The 18,109-nt window shown below is 63.1% G+C and carries 18 protein-coding genes; 9 read left to right on the forward strand and 9 right to left on the reverse strand.

The features are described from left to right. Nucleotides 1-73 precede the first annotated feature (73 nt). The 5 genes from ubiE (at nt 74) to AC07N6_RS22595 (ending at nt 6,005) form a co-directional block, all read left to right on the forward strand. Complete coding sequence (gene ubiE, locus AC07N6_RS22575; RefSeq protein ID WP_494783437.1) at nt 74-808, forward strand: bifunctional demethylmenaquinone methyltransferase/2-methoxy-6-polyprenyl-1,4-benzoquinol methylase UbiE; 735 nt, start codon at nt 74-76, stop codon at nt 806-808. Between the two features lie 350 nt (nt 809-1,158). Further along, nucleotides 1,159-2,127 carry a Tim44 domain-containing protein gene (locus AC07N6_RS22580; RefSeq protein ID WP_494783438.1) on the forward strand — a complete coding sequence of 323 codons (969 nt, stop codon included), beginning with the start codon at nt 1,159-1,161 and terminating at the stop codon, nt 2,125-2,127. 189 nt (nt 2,128-2,316) lie between these two features. Next, nucleotides 2,317-2,883: a ubiquinone biosynthesis accessory factor UbiJ gene (locus AC07N6_RS22585; RefSeq protein WP_494783439.1), complete on the forward strand. Its 567-nt coding sequence runs from the start codon at nt 2,317-2,319 to the stop codon at nt 2,881-2,883. Then, nucleotides 2,883-4,460, forward strand: a complete 1,578-nt coding sequence (ubiB, locus tag AC07N6_RS22590) for a ubiquinone biosynthesis regulatory protein kinase UbiB (RefSeq protein ID WP_494783440.1) — start codon at nt 2,883-2,885, stop codon at nt 4,458-4,460. The genes AC07N6_RS22585 and ubiB overlap by 1 nt, the downstream gene beginning before the upstream one ends. 138 nt (nt 4,461-4,598) lie before the next feature. After that, the gene (locus AC07N6_RS22595; protein WP_494783457.1) at nt 4,599-6,005 is read left to right on the forward strand and encodes an MFS transporter; all 1,407 of its coding nucleotides are present in this window, start codon (nt 4,599-4,601) and stop codon (nt 6,003-6,005) included. Between the two features lie 3 nt (nt 6,006-6,008). Here the strand turns inward: AC07N6_RS22595 and AC07N6_RS22600 are convergent, their stop codons facing one another. Beyond that, nucleotides 6,009-6,935, reverse strand: a complete 927-nt coding sequence (locus tag AC07N6_RS22600; protein WP_494783441.1) for a LysR family transcriptional regulator — start codon at nt 6,933-6,935, stop codon at nt 6,009-6,011. A 132-nt stretch (nt 6,936-7,067) separates the two neighbouring features. Here AC07N6_RS22600 and AC07N6_RS22605 point away from each other — a divergent pair, with 132 nt between their 5' ends. Then, nucleotides 7,068-7,826 (forward strand): 3-oxoacyl-ACP reductase family protein, encoded by a 759-nt coding sequence (locus AC07N6_RS22605; protein WP_494783442.1) that lies wholly within the window; start codon nt 7,068-7,070, stop codon nt 7,824-7,826. 169 nt (nt 7,827-7,995) lie between these two features. Here AC07N6_RS22605 and trpC read toward each other — a convergent pair whose 3' ends face one another. The 7 genes from trpC to rpe form a co-directional block, all read right to left on the reverse strand. Beyond that, entirely contained in the window at nt 7,996-8,796 is an 801-nt protein-coding gene (trpC, locus tag AC07N6_RS22610; RefSeq protein WP_494783443.1) for an indole-3-glycerol phosphate synthase TrpC, read from the reverse strand. A 14-nt stretch (nt 8,797-8,810) separates the two neighbouring features. Further along, nucleotides 8,811-9,443: a LysE family translocator gene (locus tag AC07N6_RS22615; protein ID WP_494783444.1), complete on the reverse strand. Its 633-nt coding sequence runs from the start codon at nt 9,441-9,443 to the stop codon at nt 8,811-8,813. A 40-nt stretch (nt 9,444-9,483) separates the two neighbouring features. Further along, nucleotides 9,484-10,521 carry an anthranilate phosphoribosyltransferase gene (gene trpD / locus AC07N6_RS22620; RefSeq protein ID WP_494783445.1) on the reverse strand — a complete coding sequence of 346 codons (1,038 nt, stop codon included), beginning with the start codon at nt 10,519-10,521 and terminating at the stop codon, nt 9,484-9,486. A 36-nt stretch (nt 10,522-10,557) separates the two neighbouring features. After that, nucleotides 10,558-11,133 (reverse strand): aminodeoxychorismate/anthranilate synthase component II, encoded by a 576-nt coding sequence (locus tag AC07N6_RS22625; protein ID WP_494783446.1) that lies wholly within the window; start codon nt 11,131-11,133, stop codon nt 10,558-10,560. Further along, nucleotides 11,134-12,630 (reverse strand): anthranilate synthase component I, encoded by a 1,497-nt coding sequence (trpE, locus tag AC07N6_RS22630; RefSeq protein ID WP_494783447.1) that lies wholly within the window; start codon nt 12,628-12,630, stop codon nt 11,134-11,136. Between the two features lie 320 nt (nt 12,631-12,950). Continuing rightward, nucleotides 12,951-13,631, reverse strand: a complete 681-nt coding sequence (locus tag AC07N6_RS22635) for a phosphoglycolate phosphatase (protein ID WP_494783448.1) — start codon at nt 13,629-13,631, stop codon at nt 12,951-12,953. Between the two features lie 30 nt (nt 13,632-13,661). Next, nucleotides 13,662-14,327 (reverse strand): ribulose-phosphate 3-epimerase, encoded by a 666-nt coding sequence (gene rpe / locus AC07N6_RS22640; RefSeq protein ID WP_141914242.1) that lies wholly within the window; start codon nt 14,325-14,327, stop codon nt 13,662-13,664. A gap of 223 nt (nt 14,328-14,550) precedes the next feature. Between rpe and apaG the strand changes: the two genes are divergently transcribed. Then, nucleotides 14,551-14,925, forward strand: a complete 375-nt coding sequence (gene apaG / locus AC07N6_RS22645; protein WP_494783449.1) for a Co2+/Mg2+ efflux facilitator ApaG/CorD — start codon at nt 14,551-14,553, stop codon at nt 14,923-14,925. A gap of 210 nt (nt 14,926-15,135) precedes the next feature. Continuing rightward, on the forward strand, nt 15,136-16,377 hold the full coding sequence (gene mltA / locus AC07N6_RS22650; protein ID WP_494783450.1) for a murein transglycosylase A: 1,242 nt from the start codon (nt 15,136-15,138) through the stop codon (nt 16,375-16,377). 84 nt (nt 16,378-16,461) lie between these two features. On the opposite strand, the gene AC07N6_RS22655 is transcribed toward mltA, so the two are convergent. Then, nucleotides 16,462-16,899: a universal stress protein gene (locus tag AC07N6_RS22655; protein WP_494783451.1), complete on the reverse strand. Its 438-nt coding sequence runs from the start codon at nt 16,897-16,899 to the stop codon at nt 16,462-16,464. A 158-nt stretch (nt 16,900-17,057) separates the two neighbouring features. On the opposite strand from AC07N6_RS22655, the gene AC07N6_RS22660 reads away from it, so the two are divergent. Beyond that, nucleotides 17,058-17,834, forward strand: a complete 777-nt coding sequence (locus tag AC07N6_RS22660) for an enoyl-CoA hydratase (RefSeq protein ID WP_494783452.1) — start codon at nt 17,058-17,060, stop codon at nt 17,832-17,834. Nucleotides 17,835-18,109 lie beyond the last annotated feature (275 nt).

Genomic DNA, 18,109 nt, shown 5'->3' on the forward strand with positions numbered 1-18,109 from the left:
GCTAGCCGGGTTCCCCCACCGGCATATAATGTGCAATCGGGCGCCAAGCTGCGCCAACCATATTGACTGAGCCATGACCAACACCACCCATTTCGGTTACGAAACCGTCGCAGAAGAAGACAAGGTCCACAAGGTCGCGGAAGTGTTCCACTCCGTGGCCGCCAAGTACGATGTGATGAACGACTTCATGTCGGCCGGCCTGCATCGGGTCTGGAAGGCATTCACCATCGCCCAGGCCGGCGTCCGTCCGGGCTTCAAGGTGCTCGACATTGCCGGCGGCACGGGCGATTTGTCCAAGGCATTCGCCAAGCAGGCCGGGCCGACCGGCGAGGTCTGGCTGACCGATATCAACGAATCGATGCTGGGCGTGGGCCGCGACCGCTTGCTCAACAAGGGCATCGTCACGCCGACCGCCTTGTGCGACGCCGAGAAGCTGCCGTTCCCCGACAACTATTTCGACCGCGTGTCGGTAGCTTTCGGCTTGCGCAACATGACCCACAAGGATGTCGCGCTGGGCGAGATGCGCCGTGTGCTCAAGCCCGGCGGCAAGCTGCTGGTGCTGGAGTTTTCCAAGGTGTGGGAACCGCTGAAGAAGCCGTACGATGTGTATTCCTTCTCGGTGCTGCCGTGGCTGGGCAAGAAAGTCGCCAACGACGCCGACAGCTATCGCTACCTGGCCGAATCGATCCGCATGCATCCCGACCAGGAAACGCTGAAGCAGATGATGGAACAGGCGGGTCTGGAGCGCGTCCAGTATTTCAACCTGACTGCCGGCGTGGCGGCATTGCATACCGGCATCAAGATGTAAGAGCGTGTTTATGATCTCCTTCGGGGCCGTTCAAATGCCCTTTCAGGCGGTCTGCGGCGTTGCAAAGCCTCGCCGGGCCAACCGGCCCGTCTACGTTTTGCGCCTTGCATCCCATCCTGACATGACATTTGACCGACTCCCGACGAGATCATAAACACGCTCTAAGGCATATGCGGTGCGTGCCCGCACGGGCGCGCCGCATTGTTGGCAGCGCCAGGCGCGGGTGGTGCCATCGGTGATTAAGGATGGCTTAAGTTTGCCCCGCGACAATGGCGCCAAGCCGGAACGGACAGGTTGGCTTTCCCTGAGGTTCGCTCCCGGTTCCGGCATCTTCGACAAGAGGTCATCGTATGAAAAAATTCCTGCTCGTATTGATGCTGGCGTTGACGTCCCTGACGCTGGTGATGTCGCCGGCCGACGCCAGGCGCCTGGGCGGCGGCGGCTCGTTCGGTAAGCAATCGTCCAATTATTCGCGCCAGGCTGCGCCTGCATCGCCTTCCTACAACGCGGCGCCGAGCGCCGCGCCATCCCGTCCGGCGGCGACTCCGCAAGGCGCTCCCGCCAAGCCGGCCAGCCCGTGGGGCAATATCCTCGGCGGCGCCTTGCTGGGTTTCGGGCTGGGCGCGCTGCTGTCGCACTTCGGCATTGGCGGCGCGGCCGGCGGCATGCTGGGTTCGCTGCTGACGATCGTGCTGCTGGCCGGCGCGGCCTTCTTCCTGATCCGCCTGTTCACGCGCAACCGCTATGAGCAGAGCAACAACCCGGTCTACGCTACCCCGATGCCGGGTGTGAGCCCGATCGGCAGCGCCGCCGGCGCCACTCCCGAGATCGGCTCCGGCCTGAAGGACATCAACCCGCCGCCCGGCCATGCGCCCGCGGTGCTGCAAGGCAACGGTTTTGGCAGCGCTGCGGGCCAGCCGGCCACACCGGCCCGGATAGAGAAGTGGGGCATTCCGGACGGCTTCGACACGGCCGGTTTCGTGCGCAATGCCAAGACCTATTTCATCCGCCTGCAGGCGGCGTGGGACCGGGCCGACATCAACGATATCCGCGAATTCACCACGCCTGAAATGTTCGCCGAACTGCGCATGCAACTCACCGAGCGCGGCGCCTCGTCCAACGCCACCGATGTGGTCCAGCTCGAGGCCGAACTGCTGGGCATCGAAACCATGGCCTACGACTACATGGCCACGGTGCGTTTCCAGGGATTGATCAAGGAAGCGCCGGAACTGTCGGCCGAGCCCTTCGCCGAAATCTGGAACCTGTCCAAGCCGCAAAGCGGCGGCGGCTGGGTGCTGGCGGGTATCCAGCAGGTCTGAGAACCTGGCGGCGCTGGATCAGGCGCCGCGCATGTTGCCATCGGAGCTTGGCCGGCAAACTGTTAAACTTGAAACCGCCCGGCTTTTCGGGCGGTTTTGTTTTTGTCCGGCGGATTTTCATTGAACCCTGTCACTTCTCTCACAACACTGGCCCAGTCCTTGTCCGAATCTATGCCCGCGATCAATCCCATGAAACCCGCTGCCGCCGTGGTCAACCACCTGCTGGCGCAAGAGGCATGGGCGCGCCAGGCGCTGGCCGCGCATGCGGGCAAGGTGGCCTGTATCGACACCGGCGCCGCGCAATTGCGGCTGAAAGTGGCCGCCGATGGTTATGTGCAGGATGTGCCGGCGGAGGCGGTGGCCGATGTCACCATCCGCGTCAAGCTGGCCGACCTGCCCCTGATCGCGGCCAACCGCGAGCGCGCCGTGTCTTATGTGAAGCTGGAAGGCGATGCCGATTTCGCCAACGCGATCTCGCAATTGAGCCAGAACCTGCGCTGGGATGCCGAGGACGACCTGGCGCGCCTGTTCGGCGATATCGCCGCCACCCGCATGGTCTCCGGCGCGCACGGCCTGTTCGAGGCCATCCGCAGCACGCACAAAAAGCTTACCGAGAACGTGGCCGAGTATTTTCTGGAAGAACAACCGATGCTGATACGCCCCCGCATGCTGCAGGACTTCTCTTCTGACGTGGTGCGCCTGCGCGATGATCTGGAGCGCCTTTCCAAGCGCATCGAGAAACTGGAGCGCCGCTGATGTTCCTGCGTTCCCTGCGCCTGTTCAAGATCATCCGCGTGGCCATCCGCTACGGCCTGGATGAAATCGTCGCCTCCGAGTTCGCGCCGCCGCGCATCGCCCGCATCACCAATGCCATCTTTTTCTGGCGCGACCTGACGCGGCCGCGCGGCGAACGCCTGCGGCGCGCGCTGGAGGACCTCGGCCCCATCTTCGTCAAGTTCGGCCAGGTGCTCTCGACCCGGCGCGACCTGATGCCGCCGGACATCGCCAATGAACTGACGCGCCTGCAGGATCGCGTGCCGCCTTTCGATTCCGACCTGGCCGTGCTGCAGATCCAGAAGTCGCTGGGCGCGCACCCGGATGAATTGTTCGCCGGCTTCGAACGCCAGCCGGTGGCCTCGGCCTCGATCGCGCAGGTCCACTTCGCCACGCTCAAGGACGGCAAGGAAGTGGCGGTCAAGGTGCTGCGCCCCGGCATGCGCGACGTGATCGACCATGACATCGGCCTGATGCATGTCGCCGCCGACTGGCTGGAACGTTTGTGGGCGGACGGACGTCGTCTCAAGGCCAAGGAAGTCGTGGCCGAGTTCGACAAGTACCTGCACGACGAGCTCGACCTGATGCGCGAAGCCGCCAACGCCAGCCAGCTGCGTCGCAACTTCGCCGGGTCGAGCCTGCTGATCGTGCCCGAGATGTATTGGGACTATTGCTCCTCGTCGGTGATCGTGATGGAGCGCATGCACGGCATCCCGATCTCGCAGACCGAGCGCCTGCGCGAAGAAGGCGTGGACCTGTCCAAGCTGTCGCGCGACGGCGTTGAAATCTTCTTCACCCAGGTATTTCGCGACGGCTTCTTCCATGCCGATATGCACCCCGGCAACATCCTGGTGTCGGTGGCGCCGGAGACCTTCGGCCGCTACATCGCGCTGGATTTCGGCATCGTCGGCACGTTGAACGATTTCGACAAGGATTACCTGTCGCAGAACTTCCTGGCCTTCTTCCGCCGCGACTACAAGCGCGTGGCCGAGGCCCACATCGAGTCCGGCTGGGCGCCCAAGGATACCCGCGTCGATGAGCTGGAGGCGGCGGTGCGGGCATGCTGCGAACCGATCTTCGACCGGCCGCTGAAGGATATCTCCTTCGGCCAGGTGCTGCTGCGCCTGTTCCAGACTTCGCGCCGCTTCAATGTCGAGGTGCAGCCGCAACTGGTGCTGCTGCAAAAGACCCTGCTCAACGTCGAAGGCCTGGGGCGCCAGCTCGATCCCGATCTCGACCTGTGGAAGACCGCCAAACCGTACCTGGAACGCTGGATGAGCGAGCAGATCGGCTGGCGCGGTTTCGTGGAACAGCTGAAGGTCGAGGTGCCGCGCTACAGTCGCCTGCTGCCGCAGATCCCGCGCCTGGTGCAGCAAGCGCTGACCAAGTACAACGACGGCGATGGCCATGGCCAGCCGCAGAGCGGCGAACTGCTCAAGAAGCTGCTGGCCGAGCAGCGCCGCACCAACATGCTGCTGGGGGTGATCGTGTATTTCGGCGGCGGCCTGATCGGCGGCATCGTCGTGGTCCAGGTGCTGATGCGCCTGCTGCGGTTCTGAGGGCCAGCGGCGAGCGTCGGACTTCCAGCAAAAACGCCGGCGCATGCCGGCGTTTCGCATCGTCGCCATCGAACAGGAAAAGGGAGGGAACGCCAATTGGGAAATGAAGACCAGCTCCAGCCGGATGCGCGCGTGCGCATGCTGCCCTATATCGTGGCGGCGACCTTCTTCATGGAGTACCTCGATACCACCATCATCGCCACCGCCTTGCCGCAGATGGCGCAGTCCTTCGGCGTCGGCCCCAATGAGCTGAGCCTGGGCATGACGGCCTACATGCTGACGCTGGCGGTGTTCATCCCGATCAGCGGCTGGGTGGCCGACCGCCTGGGTTCACGCACCGTGTTCGGCGCGGCGATCGTCATTTTCACCTTGGCTTCCATCCTGTGCGGCTTCTCGCAGAACGTGGTGGAGTTCACCGCGGCGCGTGTGCTGCAAGGCCTGGGCGGCGCGATGATGGTGCCGGTCGGGCGCATGATCGTGGTGCGCAGCACCGGCAAGGCCAACCTGATGAAGGCGATTGCCACCATCACCTGGCCGGCCATCGTGGCGCCGGTGGTGGGGCCGTCCATCGGCGGTTTCATTGTCACCTATGCCTCCTGGCATTGGATTTTCCTGATGAACGTACCGTTCGGCATCGCCGCTTTCGCCGCCGTGATGCTGATCGTGCGTAACGACCACGGCACCAGCAAGCGTCCGCTGGACCTGGTCGGCTTCGTGCTCTCGGGCGCTGCGCTGACCTCGCTGCTGTACGGCACCGAGATCGCCAGCCACATGGAGTCCAACCTCAAGGTCGCGCTCGGTTTCATCGCCGGCGGCATCGTGCTGGGCTGGTTCGCGTATCGCCACGCCCGGCGTGCCGAACATCCGCTGCTGGATTTTTCCAACCTGAAGATCCCGACCTATTCGGTTACCGTCGTCACCGGTTCGTTCACGCGCATCGGCATCGATTCCGTGCCTTACCTGATGCCGCTGATGTTCCAGATCGGCTTCGGCCTGTCGGCCTTCCAGTCGGGGTTGCTGCTGCTGGCCAGCGCCCTCGGCAACCTTGGCATGAAAGCGTTCACCACGCGCGTGCTGCAGCACTTCGGGTTCCGGCGGGTGGCGGTCAATAATGCCGCCATCGCCGGCAGCCTGATCATCGCATGCGGCTTGCTGACGCCCGATACCCCATTGTTGATGACCCTGGCCCTGATCTTTTGCTACGGCCTGTCGCGCTCGATGCAGTTCTCGACGCTGGCCACGCTGGCTTACGCCGACATCAGCGATGCGCGCAAGTCATCGGCCAGCACCTTGTGGAGCGTGGCGCAGCAGATGACCATCGGCATGGGGATCGCCTTCGGCGCGCTGGCGCTGCGTATCGCCGCCTATTTTCGCGGCGAGTCTATCGATGCGGCCGGCGCGCATTTCACCTTGGGCGATTTCCAATGGGCGTTTGCCATGGCCGGTGTGGTCACGCTGGTCTCGGTACAGGGTTACCGCGGCCTGGCGCGCAATGCCGGCAGCAACATCGGCGGCGGCATGCGTGCGACGCCGCCCAAGAGCTGAGGTTCAGCGTATTGCCGAAAACCGCTCCGCCAGCTTTTGCGCGCGGAAACGCTCCACCATGAAGTCCACGAACACCCGCGTCTTGGCCGGCAGCAGCCGCGCCGCGCTGAAGTACAGCGACAATATGCCGCTGTCCACATACCAGTCCGGCAATACCCGCACCAGCGCGCCGCTGTCCATGTAGACCACCGCGTGCGGCATCGATACCAGCGTCACGCCCAGGCCCATCGCGGCAATCTCGCAGGCGGCGTTGGGATCGTTCATCGTCATTCTTACCTTCAGGGCCACCGGGGCTTGCGTGCCTTCGCGGTCGCGTAGCGTCCATGGGCGTACGCGCCCGGTTTGCGGGGAACGGATCAGGATGCCGTCGTGCTGCGGCAGGTCTTGCGGGGAACGCAGCGGCGCATGGCTGGCGAGATAGGCCGGGGAGGCCAGCAACACGCGATGCGCCGGCCCCAGTTCGCGCGCCACCACGCCAGGCGAGAGTTCGATGCCGCCGGCGATGGCGGCGTCGAAGCCTTCGGCGATCAGGTCCACCGGGCGGTTGTCGAAATGCCAGTCGGGCGAGATGGCGGGATAGCGCTGCAGGAAGTCGCCCAAGAGCGGCACGACGTATTCGCGCCCGAACCCGCTTCCCATGCTGACCTTGAGCGTGCCGGCCGGCTGCCCGCCAGCGCTGGCCAGGTTGGCCACTGCGTTGCGTATGGTCTCCAGTCCGCCGCCGACTTCCTGCAAAAAACGCTCGCCGGCTTCGGTCAGCGTCAGCTTGCGCGTGCTGCGCTGGAACAGGCGTACGCCGAGATTGGATTCAAGCCGGGCGACGTTCTTGCCCACTGCCGCCGAAGTCAGGCCAAGGCGTCGGGCGGCGGCTGAAAAGCTGCCGGCATCGGCCGAGGCGACGAAGCACTCGATGCTGTTCATGGTTTCCATTTTCTGATTTTAAACCTTTGGTTTAAAAAGAAGATAGTGATTGCTATCTAGTATCGACATAATCTGGCGGCGATACTTGCTTCAACCCAGCAGGGTTTAACGCTTAAACCAAACTGAACCAGGAGCAAGATCATGTCGAACCAACAATCCAATCCATCCCTCTCGTCCAAGGTCGCTTTCGTGCAAGGCGGCTCGCGCGGCATCGGCGCCGCAATCGTCCGGCGCCTGGCGGCGGAGGGCGCTACCGTCGCCTTTACCTATGTCACCTCGCCGGACAAGGCGCAGGCGCTGGTCAGCGAAGTCGAAGCCGGCGGCGGCCGTGCGCTGGCGATCCAGGCCGACAGCGCGGACGCCACCGCGCTCAGGCAAGCCATCAGCATCGCGGCCGAAACGTTCGGCCGCCTGGATATCCTGGTCAACAATGCCGGCGTGCTGGCGCTGGGCCCGGTCGAGGAGTTCAAGCTGGAAGACTTCGACCGTACGCTGGCGGTGAACGTGCGCAGCGTGTTCGTCGCCACGCAGGAGGCGGTGCGTTACATGAAAGAAGGGGGCCGTGTGATCACCATCGGCAGCACCAATGCCGAACGCATGCCGTTCGCCGGCGGTGCGGCCTACGCGATGAGCAAGTCGGCGCTGGTCGGTCTGACCAAGGGCTTGTCGCGCGATCTCGGTGCGCGCGGCATCACGGTCAACAACGTGCAGCCGGGGCCGGTCGACACCGACATGAACCCCGACCAAGGCGATTTTTCCGAGACGCTCAAGGGATTGATGGCGCTGCCGCGCTACGGCAAGGCAGAAGAGATTGCCAGCTTTGTGGCATATCTGGCGGGGCCGGAAGCGGGGTATATCACGGGCGCCAGCTTGTCGATTGATGGCGGTTTCTCTGCCTGATGCAAAAAAGCCGTTCCTCTGGTAACAGGGGAGACGGCTTGATCGTTATACGTCGGTACGCCTTCGATACGCGGTGTTGCCGCTACTCAGTCCGAACGGGCAATCAAGGATATTCCCGTTCGGACTGAGTAGCCGCTCTGCGGCGTATCGAAGGCGCGTCGGTGTCGATTCAGGCGAACAAACGCGCCAGTTCCACGCCCGGCTCCGGCGCGCGCATGAAGGCTTCGCCCACCAGGAAGGCATGCACGTTGGCGTCGCGCATGCGCTTGACGTCGTCCGGCGTGGCGATGGCCGATTCGGTCACCACCAGCTTTTCAGGCGGGATGCGCGGCAGCAGGCCGAGCGTGGTGTCCAGCGTGGTCTCGAAGGTGCGCAGGTTGCGGTTGTTGATGCCCAGCAGGCGGGTCTTCAGCTTCAGCGCGGCGTCCAGTTCGGCGGCGTCGTGCACTTCCACCAGCACGCTCATTCCCAGTTCATGGGCGCAGGCTTCCAGTTCGGCCATCAGGCCGTGATCCAGGGCGGCCACGATCAGCAGGATGGCGTCGGCGCCCCAGGAGCGGGCCTGGTAAACCTGGTAGAGGTCGACCATGAAGTCCTTGCGGATCACCGGCAGCGCACAGGCGGCGCGTGCCTGCTTGAGGTATTCCGGCGCACCCTGGAAGAATTGCTCGTCGGTCAGCACCGACAGGCAGGCGGCGCCATGCTGCGCGTAGCTCACCGCGATATCGGCCGGGCGGAAGTCGGGGCGGATCACCCCCTTGGATGGCGAAGCCTTCTTCACTTCGGCGATCACGCCGGCATGGCCGGCGGCGATCTTGTCGCGCAGGCTGCCTTCGAAGCTGCGCAGTTCGGAACGCAGTTCGCTGTCGCTTTCGACGTCGCGGCGCAGGCTGGCGAAATCACGTTGCTTCTTGGCTGCGGCGATTTCCTCGGCCTTGACGTCGAGGATCTTGTTGAGGATGTCGGACATGATGTTCCTGGAAGTTATTTACGTTCGTCCAGCGCCAGGCGCACCGCCAGCGCCCCCAGCATGGAACCCATGATGTAGCGTTGCGCGCGCAGCCAGCCCTGGTTGCGGGCGAAGAAGCCGGAGATGCCGGCGGCCGAGAACACGATCATGGAGTTGACCGAGAAGCTGATGGCGATCTGTGTCACGCCCAGCACCACGCTTTGCAGCAGCACGCTGCCGTGTTCGGGATGGATGAATTGCGGGAACAGCGACATGTAGAACACTGCCACCTTGGGATTCAATACATTGGTCAGGAAGCCCATGCGAAACAGCGTGGCCGGCGAATCCGGTGGCAGTTCGCGGGTCTGGAACGGCGAGCTGCCGCCCGGCTTGACGGCGCTCCATGCCAGCCACAGCAGGTAGGCGGCGCCGGCGAACTTGACGATGTCGTAGGCCATCGGAATGGCCAAAAACAGCGCGGTCAGGCCGAAGGCGGCCGCCGCCATGTGCACCAGGAAACCGACCGCCACCCCGCACAGCGAGATGATGCCGGCCATGCGCCCCTGGCAGATCGAGCGCGATACGCAATAGACCATGTTGGGGCCGGGCGTGAGCACCATCACCAGCGAGGCGAGGGCGAAGATCAGCAGGTCGTGGGGGGCGATCATGGTCGGTTCCTTTATTTTCTTTATTTCTTCAGCGGGTGGTTCAGGATTTTCCGCCCAACTGGCGCGTCACCTGTACGAACTGGTCGAGCTTGGCGCGCGCGGCGCCGGAGGCGATGGTGGCGCGCGCCTTGTCCAGGCCCGCGGCGATGGACGGTACGGCGCCCGCCGCGTACAGGGCGGTGGCCGAGTTGAGCAGCACGATGTCATGCACCGGCCCCGGCTTGCCTGCCAGCGCTTCGAAAATCTTTTCCTTCGACTCGGCGGCGTTGGCAACTTGCAGGTTGCGGCTGGCGAACATGGACAGGCCGAAGTCTTCCGGATGGATCTCGTATTCGCGGATCTCGCCGTTGACCAGTTCGCCTACCATGGTGGCGCCGCCCAGCGTGACTTCGTCGAGGTTGTCGCGGCCCCAGACCACGATCGCATGCTGCGCGCCCAGGCGTTGCAGCACGCGCACCTGGATGCCGACCAGGTCGGCATGGAATACGCCCATCAGGATGTTGGGGGCGCCGGCCGGGTTGGTCAGCGGGCCCAGGATGTTGAAGATGGTGCGCACGCCCAGTTCCTTGCGCACCGGTGCCGCGTGCTTCATGGCGGCGTGGTGGTTGGGCGCGAACATGAAGCCGATGCCGGTCTGGGCGATCGACTGCGCCACCTGTTCCGGTTGCAGGTTGATGTCGGCGCCCAGCGCCTCCAGCACGTCGGCGCTGCCCGACGAGGACGACACGCTGCGTCCGCCGTGCTTGGCCACGCGCGCGCCGGCGGCGGCCGCCACGAACATCGAGGCGGTGGAAATGTTGAAGGTGTGCGCGCCGTCGCCGCCGGTGCCGACGATGTCGAGCAGGCCGGTGGTGTCAGCCATCGGCACCTTGGTGGCGAACTCGCGCATGACCTGGGCGGCGGCGGCGATCTCGCCGATGCTTTCCTTCTTCACGCGCAGGCCCATGGTGAGGGCGGCGATCATGACCGGCGACATTTCTCCGCGCATGATCTGGCGGAACAATGCCAGCATCTCGTCGTGGAAGATCTCGCGGTGTTCGATACAGCGCAGCAGCGCCTCTTGGGGAGTAATGGCCATCTGTGTTTGTCCTCGGATGCGGGTGCGGATGAGGGCTTACGCGTGCGCGCTGCCGGTCAGGAAATTCTTCAGCAGTGCGTGTCCGTGTTCGGACAGGATCGACTCGGGGTGGAACTGCACGCCCTGCAAGTCGAACTCCTTGTGGCGCACGCCCATGATTTCACCATCGTCGGTCCAGGCCGTCACTTCCAGGCAATCGGGCAGCGTGGCGCGCTCGATGGCCAGCGAGTGGTAGCGGATCACCGTATAGGGGCTGGGCAAATCCTTGAATACGCCTACGCCGGTATGCGCGATCTTCGAGGTTTTGCCATGCATCACCTGCTTGGCGCGGATGATGTTGCCGCCGAAGGCTTCGCCGATGGCCTGGTGGCCCAGGCATACGCCGAGGATGGGCAGCTTGCCGCTGAATTGCTTCAACAGGTCGACGCAGATGCCGGCTTCCTTGGGGCTGCAGGGGCCGGGGGAGAGGCAGATGCGCTCCGGGTTCAGCTTCCTGATGTCATCCAGCGTGATCTCGTCGTTGCGGATGGTCAGCACTTCCTCGCCCAGCTCGCCGAAGTATTGCACCAGGTTGTAGGTGAAGGAGTCGTAGTTGTCGATCATCAGCAGCATTTAGATTTCTCCATCCAGGCCGTCTTGCACTTGTTCCGCGGCACGCAACACGGCGCGCGCCTTGTTTTCGGTTTCTTCCCATTCCATTTCCGGCACCGAGTCGGCGACGATGCCGGCCGCGGCCTGCACGTAGAGCGTGCCGTCCTTGATGACGCCGGTGCGAATCGCGATGGCCACGTCCATCTCGCCGCCGAAGGAGAGGTAGCCGCAGGCGCCGCCGTAGATGCCGCGCTTGGTCGGTTCCAGCTCGTCGATGATTTCCATCGCGCGCACCTTGGGCGCGCCCGACAGCGTGCCGGCCGGGAAGGTGGCCTTGAGCACGTCGAGGTTGGACATGCCGGGTTTGAGGATGCCTTCGACGTTGGAGACGATATGCTGCACGTGGGAGTATTTCTCGATCACCATCTGGTCGGTGACCTTGACGCTGCCGGTGGCGGCGATGCGGCCGATGTCGTTGCGCGCCAGGTCGATCAGCATCACGTGCTCGGCGATTTCCTTGGGGTCGGACAGCAGTTCGCGGGCCAGTTGCTCATCGCGCTCGATGGTAGAACCGCGCGGGCGGGTGCCGGCCAACGGGCGGATGGTGATCTTCTTCTGGCCGTCGCCGATGGATTCGTTGCGCACCAGGATCTCGGGCGAGGCGCCGACGATCTGCATGTCGCCGAAGTTGTAGAAGTACATGTAGGGCGACGGGTTCAGCGAACGCAGCGCGCGGTACAGCATCAGCGGCGAATCCACATAGGACTTCTTCAGGCGCTGGCCGATCTGCACCTGCATCAGGTCGCCGGCCATCACGTATTCCTTGGCGCGCGCCACGGCTTTGAGGTATTCGTCCTTGGGGAATTCGCGGATGGTTTCGGTGCGCACCGATCCGGTAGTCACCGGCGCGTCGGCCGGGCGACGCAGCATGGCGCGCAGGTCCTTGAGGCGCTGGCGTGCTTTTGAATAGGCTTCCGGCCGGGTCGGGTCGGCGTAGACGATCAGGTAGAGCTTGCCGGAGAGGTTGTCGATCACCGCCAGCTCTTCGGTCAGCAGCAACTGGATGTCGGGCAGGCCGAGGGTGTCCTTCGGTGCGCTGCCTTCAAGGCGCTTTTCGATGTAGCGCACGGCGTCGTAGCCGAAATAGCCGGCCAGGCCACCGCAGAAGCGCGGCATGCCGGGGCGGATCGCCACCTTGAAGCGCGCCTGGTATTGCGCGATGAATTCCAGCGCATTGCCTTCGGCGGTCTCGACCACGGCTTCGTCCTTCAAGACTTCGATCTTGCTGCCGCTGCAGCGGATCTTGGTCGAGGCCGGCAGGCCGATGAAGGAATAGCGCCCGAAGCGCTCGCCGCCGACCACCGATTCCAGCAGGAACGTGTTCTTGCCGGTGTTCTGGCTCTGCGCCAGCTTGAGATACAGCGTGAGCGGCGTCTCCAGGTCGGCAAAGGCCTCGGTGATGAGGGGGATGCGGTTGTAGCCTTCGGTGGCCAGCGATTTGAATTCGAGTTCGGTCATTTTCACTCCAGACCGCTATTGTAGAACACGCAGCTTGGGCCTCGACGCAGGTTGCGCGCAGGGCATGCGCGCATACAGCGGGGGCCGGAAGCGGACTCTCGTCAGCGGTTTCGTTAAAGAAATTCGGGAAATGCAGTGTTGCAACAACGTCCTGGCCGCAGGTGCGGCCAAGGGCAAGGCGTCAGTCAATGCGCCTGGAATTGCCAGCGTCGCCACAGCCAGGCCTCAGGGGCGGCTGTATGTTGGGCGGTACGTTTGTTGTTGCGAAACATTGATGTGCTGGTCGCGGTTTGGTGTGTTGGCCGGAGATTGACAGGGCGTCAATCCACCGAGATTTGCTGCGCTGCTTCGAAAAGCGTTTGAACTATACCATCGGAATCGACATCGTGTATAGATTCGCCGTGGTTGTAGCCATACGGCACGTTGAGCACGCGGCAACCGGCCGCGCGCGCGGCCTGGGCGTCGTTGGAGGAGTCGCCGATGGCCACCACCTGCGCCGGTTCCAGTCCGAAATCCTGGCATACCTGCAGCAGCGGCATCGGATCCGGTTTCTTTTTGGGGAAGGAGTCGCCGCCGTAGACCACGTCGAAAAAGCCGCGCAGGCCTTTCTTGTCCAGCAGCGGCAGCGTGAACGAGAGCGGCTTGTTGGTCACGCAGGCCAGCCGCAGTCCCTTGTCCTTCATCGCCTGCAGGCCTTCCTTCACGCCCGGATAGAGCGCCGAGAAGTCGCCGTTGATGGCGAGGTAATGCTCGGTGTAGGAGTCCAGCGCCTGTTTGAAGTACTGTTCGGCCTCGTCTTCGGCGTAGTCCACCGCCAGCACGCGGCGCATCAGGTTTTCGGTGCCCTTGCCGACGAAGTTGACGATCGTTTCCTGCGCCAGCGGTTGCAGGCCCAGCTCGGCGCGCATGCGGTTGACGGCGACGTGGAAGTCGCCGGCGGTGTCGAGCATGGTGCCGTCAAGGTCGATGATGGCGGCTTTGATGTGGTTCAGCTTACTCATGTCGCGGGGGCGGGAAGTCGAATGGGGGAGTCAGACCTGGGCCAGTTCGGCGCGCATGGCGTCGATCACGGCCTTGTAGTCAGGCTTGCCGAAGATGGCCGAGCCGGCCACGAAGGTGTCGGCGCCGGCGCGGGCAGCCGCGGCGATGTTGTCGATCTTGATGCCGCCGTCCACTTCCAGCAGGATGTCGCGGCCGGATTCATCGATGCGGCGGCGCACTTCGGCGATCTTTTTCAAGGCTTCAGGAATGAAGGACTGGCCGCCGAAACCGGGGTTGACCGACATGATCAGCACCATGTCGATCTTGTCCATCACGTGGTCGAGGTAATGCAGCGGCGTGCCCGGGTTGAACACCAGGCCGGACTTGCAGCCGTTGTCGCGGATCAGTTGCAGTGAACGGTCGATGTGTTCCGAGGCTTCCGGGTGGAAGGTGATCAGGTTGGCGCCGGCTTTGGCGAAGTCGGGGATGATGCGGTCCACCGGCTTGACCATCAGGTGCACGTCGATCGGCACCTGCACGTGCGGGCGGATCGCTTCGCACACCAGGGGGCCGATGGTCAGGTTGGGCACATAATGGTTGTCCATCACGTCGAAGTGAATGAAGTCGGCGCCGGCGGCGACGACATTGCGCACTTCCTCGCCCAGGCGGGCGAAATCGGCGGACAGGATGCTGGGGGCGATACGGTAGGTCGGCATGGCTGAAATGAAATGATGGCTTGATCGACGGCGGCTTCCGGGGCGGGCCGGCGGACGAGGAGCCGCAAAAGGCGCTATTTTACTCCTATGGCCCATCCTTTGATGAGCTGGCGCAACCCTGCGGCTTGCGCTGCATGCTGAATTCGTGTGCAATCTGGGGTGTTTGCGCCAAGGCGCAAACTTTCGCCCGGCACACATCATCACAACAAAACAGGACATCCACATGGCAGCGTATGAGTTTACGGTGACGGTCAAGACGCAGTATCTTGAGGAACAATCCGACCCCTCGCGCTCGCACTATGTATTCGCTTATGCGATCACCATCGTCAATACCGGCACCGTGCCGGCGCAATTGATCTCGCGCCACTGGGTGATTACCGATGCCAACAATCATGTGGAGGAAGTGCGCGGCCTGGGGGTGGTCGGCCACCAGCCCTTCCTGCAGCCGGGGGAGCAGTTCGAGTACACCAGCGGCACCGCAATGAAGACGCCGCAGGGCACTATGCATGGGGAGTATTTCTGCGTCGCCGAGGATGGCGAGCAGTTCGATGCGCGCATCCCCGAATTCGTGCTCTCGCTGCCGCGCACGCTGCATTGATGCGGACTGGCGCCGTCCGCTCCGGCCCGGTCCGGCCATCCGCATGAAGGCATGCGGATTTTTTATTCCTTGCCGTTGTCTTTCATCTCTCGCGCATCCGTCTTGGCTGCCGGCGGGCCGGATTTCTCCTTGCGGCCTGAAAACATGGTCCACCAGACGATGAAGACCAGGACAAAAAAGGCGGCGCAGGCTTCCAGAATCAACCACAACATGAATTCGTCTCCGATGTTATTGAACCGTTTTGCTACTTTTCCCGTGTTTCCCGTGCTGAAGCGCCTCAGTGTACCCGCATTGACGGTTTCGGCCGCCATGCTGCTGGCGGCCTGCCAGACCACGCCGCCGGTGACTACCGCCACCACGCCGCCGCCAGTCAAGCCGTCCGTCCAGCCTGGGCCGGCCATGCGCGCGGCCAGCTTCTCGCAACTGCCGGGCTGGAACAACGACGACCTGCGCGAGGCCTGGCCGGCGCTGCAGTCGTCCTGCTCGGTGCTGATCCGCAGGCCCGAATGGCGCGCGGCCTGCGGCGCGGCGCAACAGGTCGATGCTTCCGACCAGGGTTTCCTGCGCGCTTATTTTGAAACCTATTTCACGCCTTACCAGTTGTTCAATCCGGACGGCACCGATTCAGGCCTGGTCACCGGCTATTACGAGCCCTTGCTGCGCGGTTCGCGCCGCCGCACCGGCCCGTACCAAACGCCGTTGTATCAGGTGCCCGACGATTTGCTGACGATCGACATGGCCAGCGTCTATCCCGAGCTGAAGAACCTGCGCCTGCGCGGCAAGGTGGTCGGCCGCAAGGTGGTGCCCTATCCCAGCCGCGCCGAGCTGACGCAGTCCAATGCGCTGGACGGCAAGGAGCTGGTGTGGGTGGATGATCCGGTTGAGGCCTTCTTCCTGCAGGTGCAGGGCTCGGGCCGGGTCTATCTGCCGGAATCCAGGGAAACCATCCGCCTGGCCTATGGCGACCAGAACGGCAGGCCCTATAAATCCATCGGCCGCTATCTGGTCGACAAGGGCGAGATGACGCTGTCGCAGGCCTCCGCCCAAAATATCAAGGCTTGGGTGCAGGCCAACCCCGCGCGCAAGGAGGAGCTGCTCAACGCCAACCCCAGCTATGTCTTCTTCCGGGAAGAAAAGTTGCCGGATCCGTCCAAGGGGCCAAAGGGGGCGCAAGGCATTCCGCTGACGCCGCAGCGCTCGATCGCCATCGACCCGCAGCATGTCCCGCTGGGGGCGCCGGTATATTTGTCGACGACCCAGCCTAACAGCGAGCGGCCGCTGCAACGCCTGGTGGTGGCGCAGGATACCGGCGGCGCCATCCGCGGCGTGGTGAGGGCGGACTACTTCTGGGGCTTTGGCGATGAGGCGGAGGATAAGGCCGGCTCGATGAAGCAGCGCGGGATGATGTGGGTACTGCTGCCCAAGGGGATGAATCCGCCGGGCGGCAATTAAGTTTCTTTTATGCAACTAAAACCTGCTCCTGATATATAGGAGCAGGTTTTTTTGTTTCCTATATATAAGGAGGCAAGGGGAAGACTAGCGCAGGACCAGGACCGGAATGCTCGAATGCGCCAGTACCTTCTGGGTCTTGCTGCCGAGAAAGATGCGTGAAAGCCCGCTGCGGCCATGCGAAGCCATGAAGATGACGTCGCATTGGTAGGTTTTGGCGGCATTGACGATTTCCTCGTCCGGGGCAAACGACAGCATCGTGGCGGTCTGGCAGGGGACGCCGGCAGCCTGGGCGGCGTCGGCGATCTTTTTGACATGCTGCTCGGCCAGCGAGCGGACATTGTCCTCATAGAGGCTGGGGTCGATGGCCATCGAGCTTTCGGCCAGGGGGGAGAAGGGATAAGGCTCGGCGACCGAGATGCCGACGATCTTGGCGCCGCAATGCTTGGCGTAGTCGATAGCGTTGACGATGGCCTTGTCGGACCGTTCGGAACCGTCGGTGGGGACAAGTATGGTCTTGAACATGAGAGCCTCCTTATATGATGTATGTTGAAGAGGTACTTCCACTATAGTCTTTGATGTCCTGGCTCGCCTGAAATTCCGGTGCGCGATTGCGCCAAGTCAGATTTGTTGATTATTCTGGCGCATGCCATTCACAAACCATCAACAAGAAGGAGACTTGCATGAGTTATGAAAACATCCTGGTGGAAACCCAGGATAAGGTCGGCCTGATCCGCCTGAATCGCCCCAAGGCGCTCAATGCCCTGAGCGATGCGCTCATGAGCGAGCTGGGGGAGGCGCTGCTGGCCTTCGATGCCAACCCCGATATTGGCTGCATCATCATTACCGGCAGCGAAAAGGCCTTCGCCGCTGGCGCCGACATCGTCGGCATGGCCAACTACAGCTATATGGATGTCTTCAAGGGGGAATTCATCACCCGCAACTGGGAAACCATCCGCCGCGTGCGCAAGCCGGTGATCGCGGCAGTCGCCGGCTTCGCCCTGGGCGGCGGTTGCGAACTGGCGATGATGTGCGACTTCATCCTTGCCGCCGACACCGCCAAGTTCGGCCAGCCGGAAATCAAGCTGGGCATCATCCCCGGCGCCGGTGGCACGCAGCGCCTGCCGCGGGCGGTCTCCAAGGCCAAGGCCATGGAAATGGCCCTGACCGGCCGCATGATGGGGGCGGAAGAAGCCGAGCGCGCCGGACTGGTCTCGCGTGTCGTCGCTGCCGACCAGTTGCTGGACGAGGCGCTGGCGACGGCCAGGACGATTGCCGAGATGTCGCAGCCGGTGGCGATGATGGTCAAGGACTCGATCAACCGCGCCTACGAATCAACGCTGGCTGACGGCATGAAATACGAACGGGCGCTGTTCTATAGCTGCTTTGCCACCGATGACCAGAAAGAAGGGATGAAGGCTTTCATTGAGAAGCGCCCGCCGGCCTTCAAGAACGCCTGAGTGAGATTATTCTCGGGCCTCAGACGCAAGGTCCGGATAGCGAAAATGCCCGCCCTGTTAGGGGCGGGCATTTTTTTTTGAATTATTTCCGTACAGCGGGGAATGTCGCAAAGTCAGTGCTGGCGCGGGTTTGGCGGTGGGGGCGAGGTAGGTTGGAAGGAGTTGGGTAAATTATTTTTCATTATTTTTAAAAAAGTGCTTGCGTGGGTTGAGGTGGGTTGCTATAGTTCGCCCCCTGCTGACGCGACACACGAAGCGACGAGAAAAACGAAGCG

It is taken from the genome of Herbaspirillum sp. GW821-FHT09A12, from assembly GCF_059418325.1.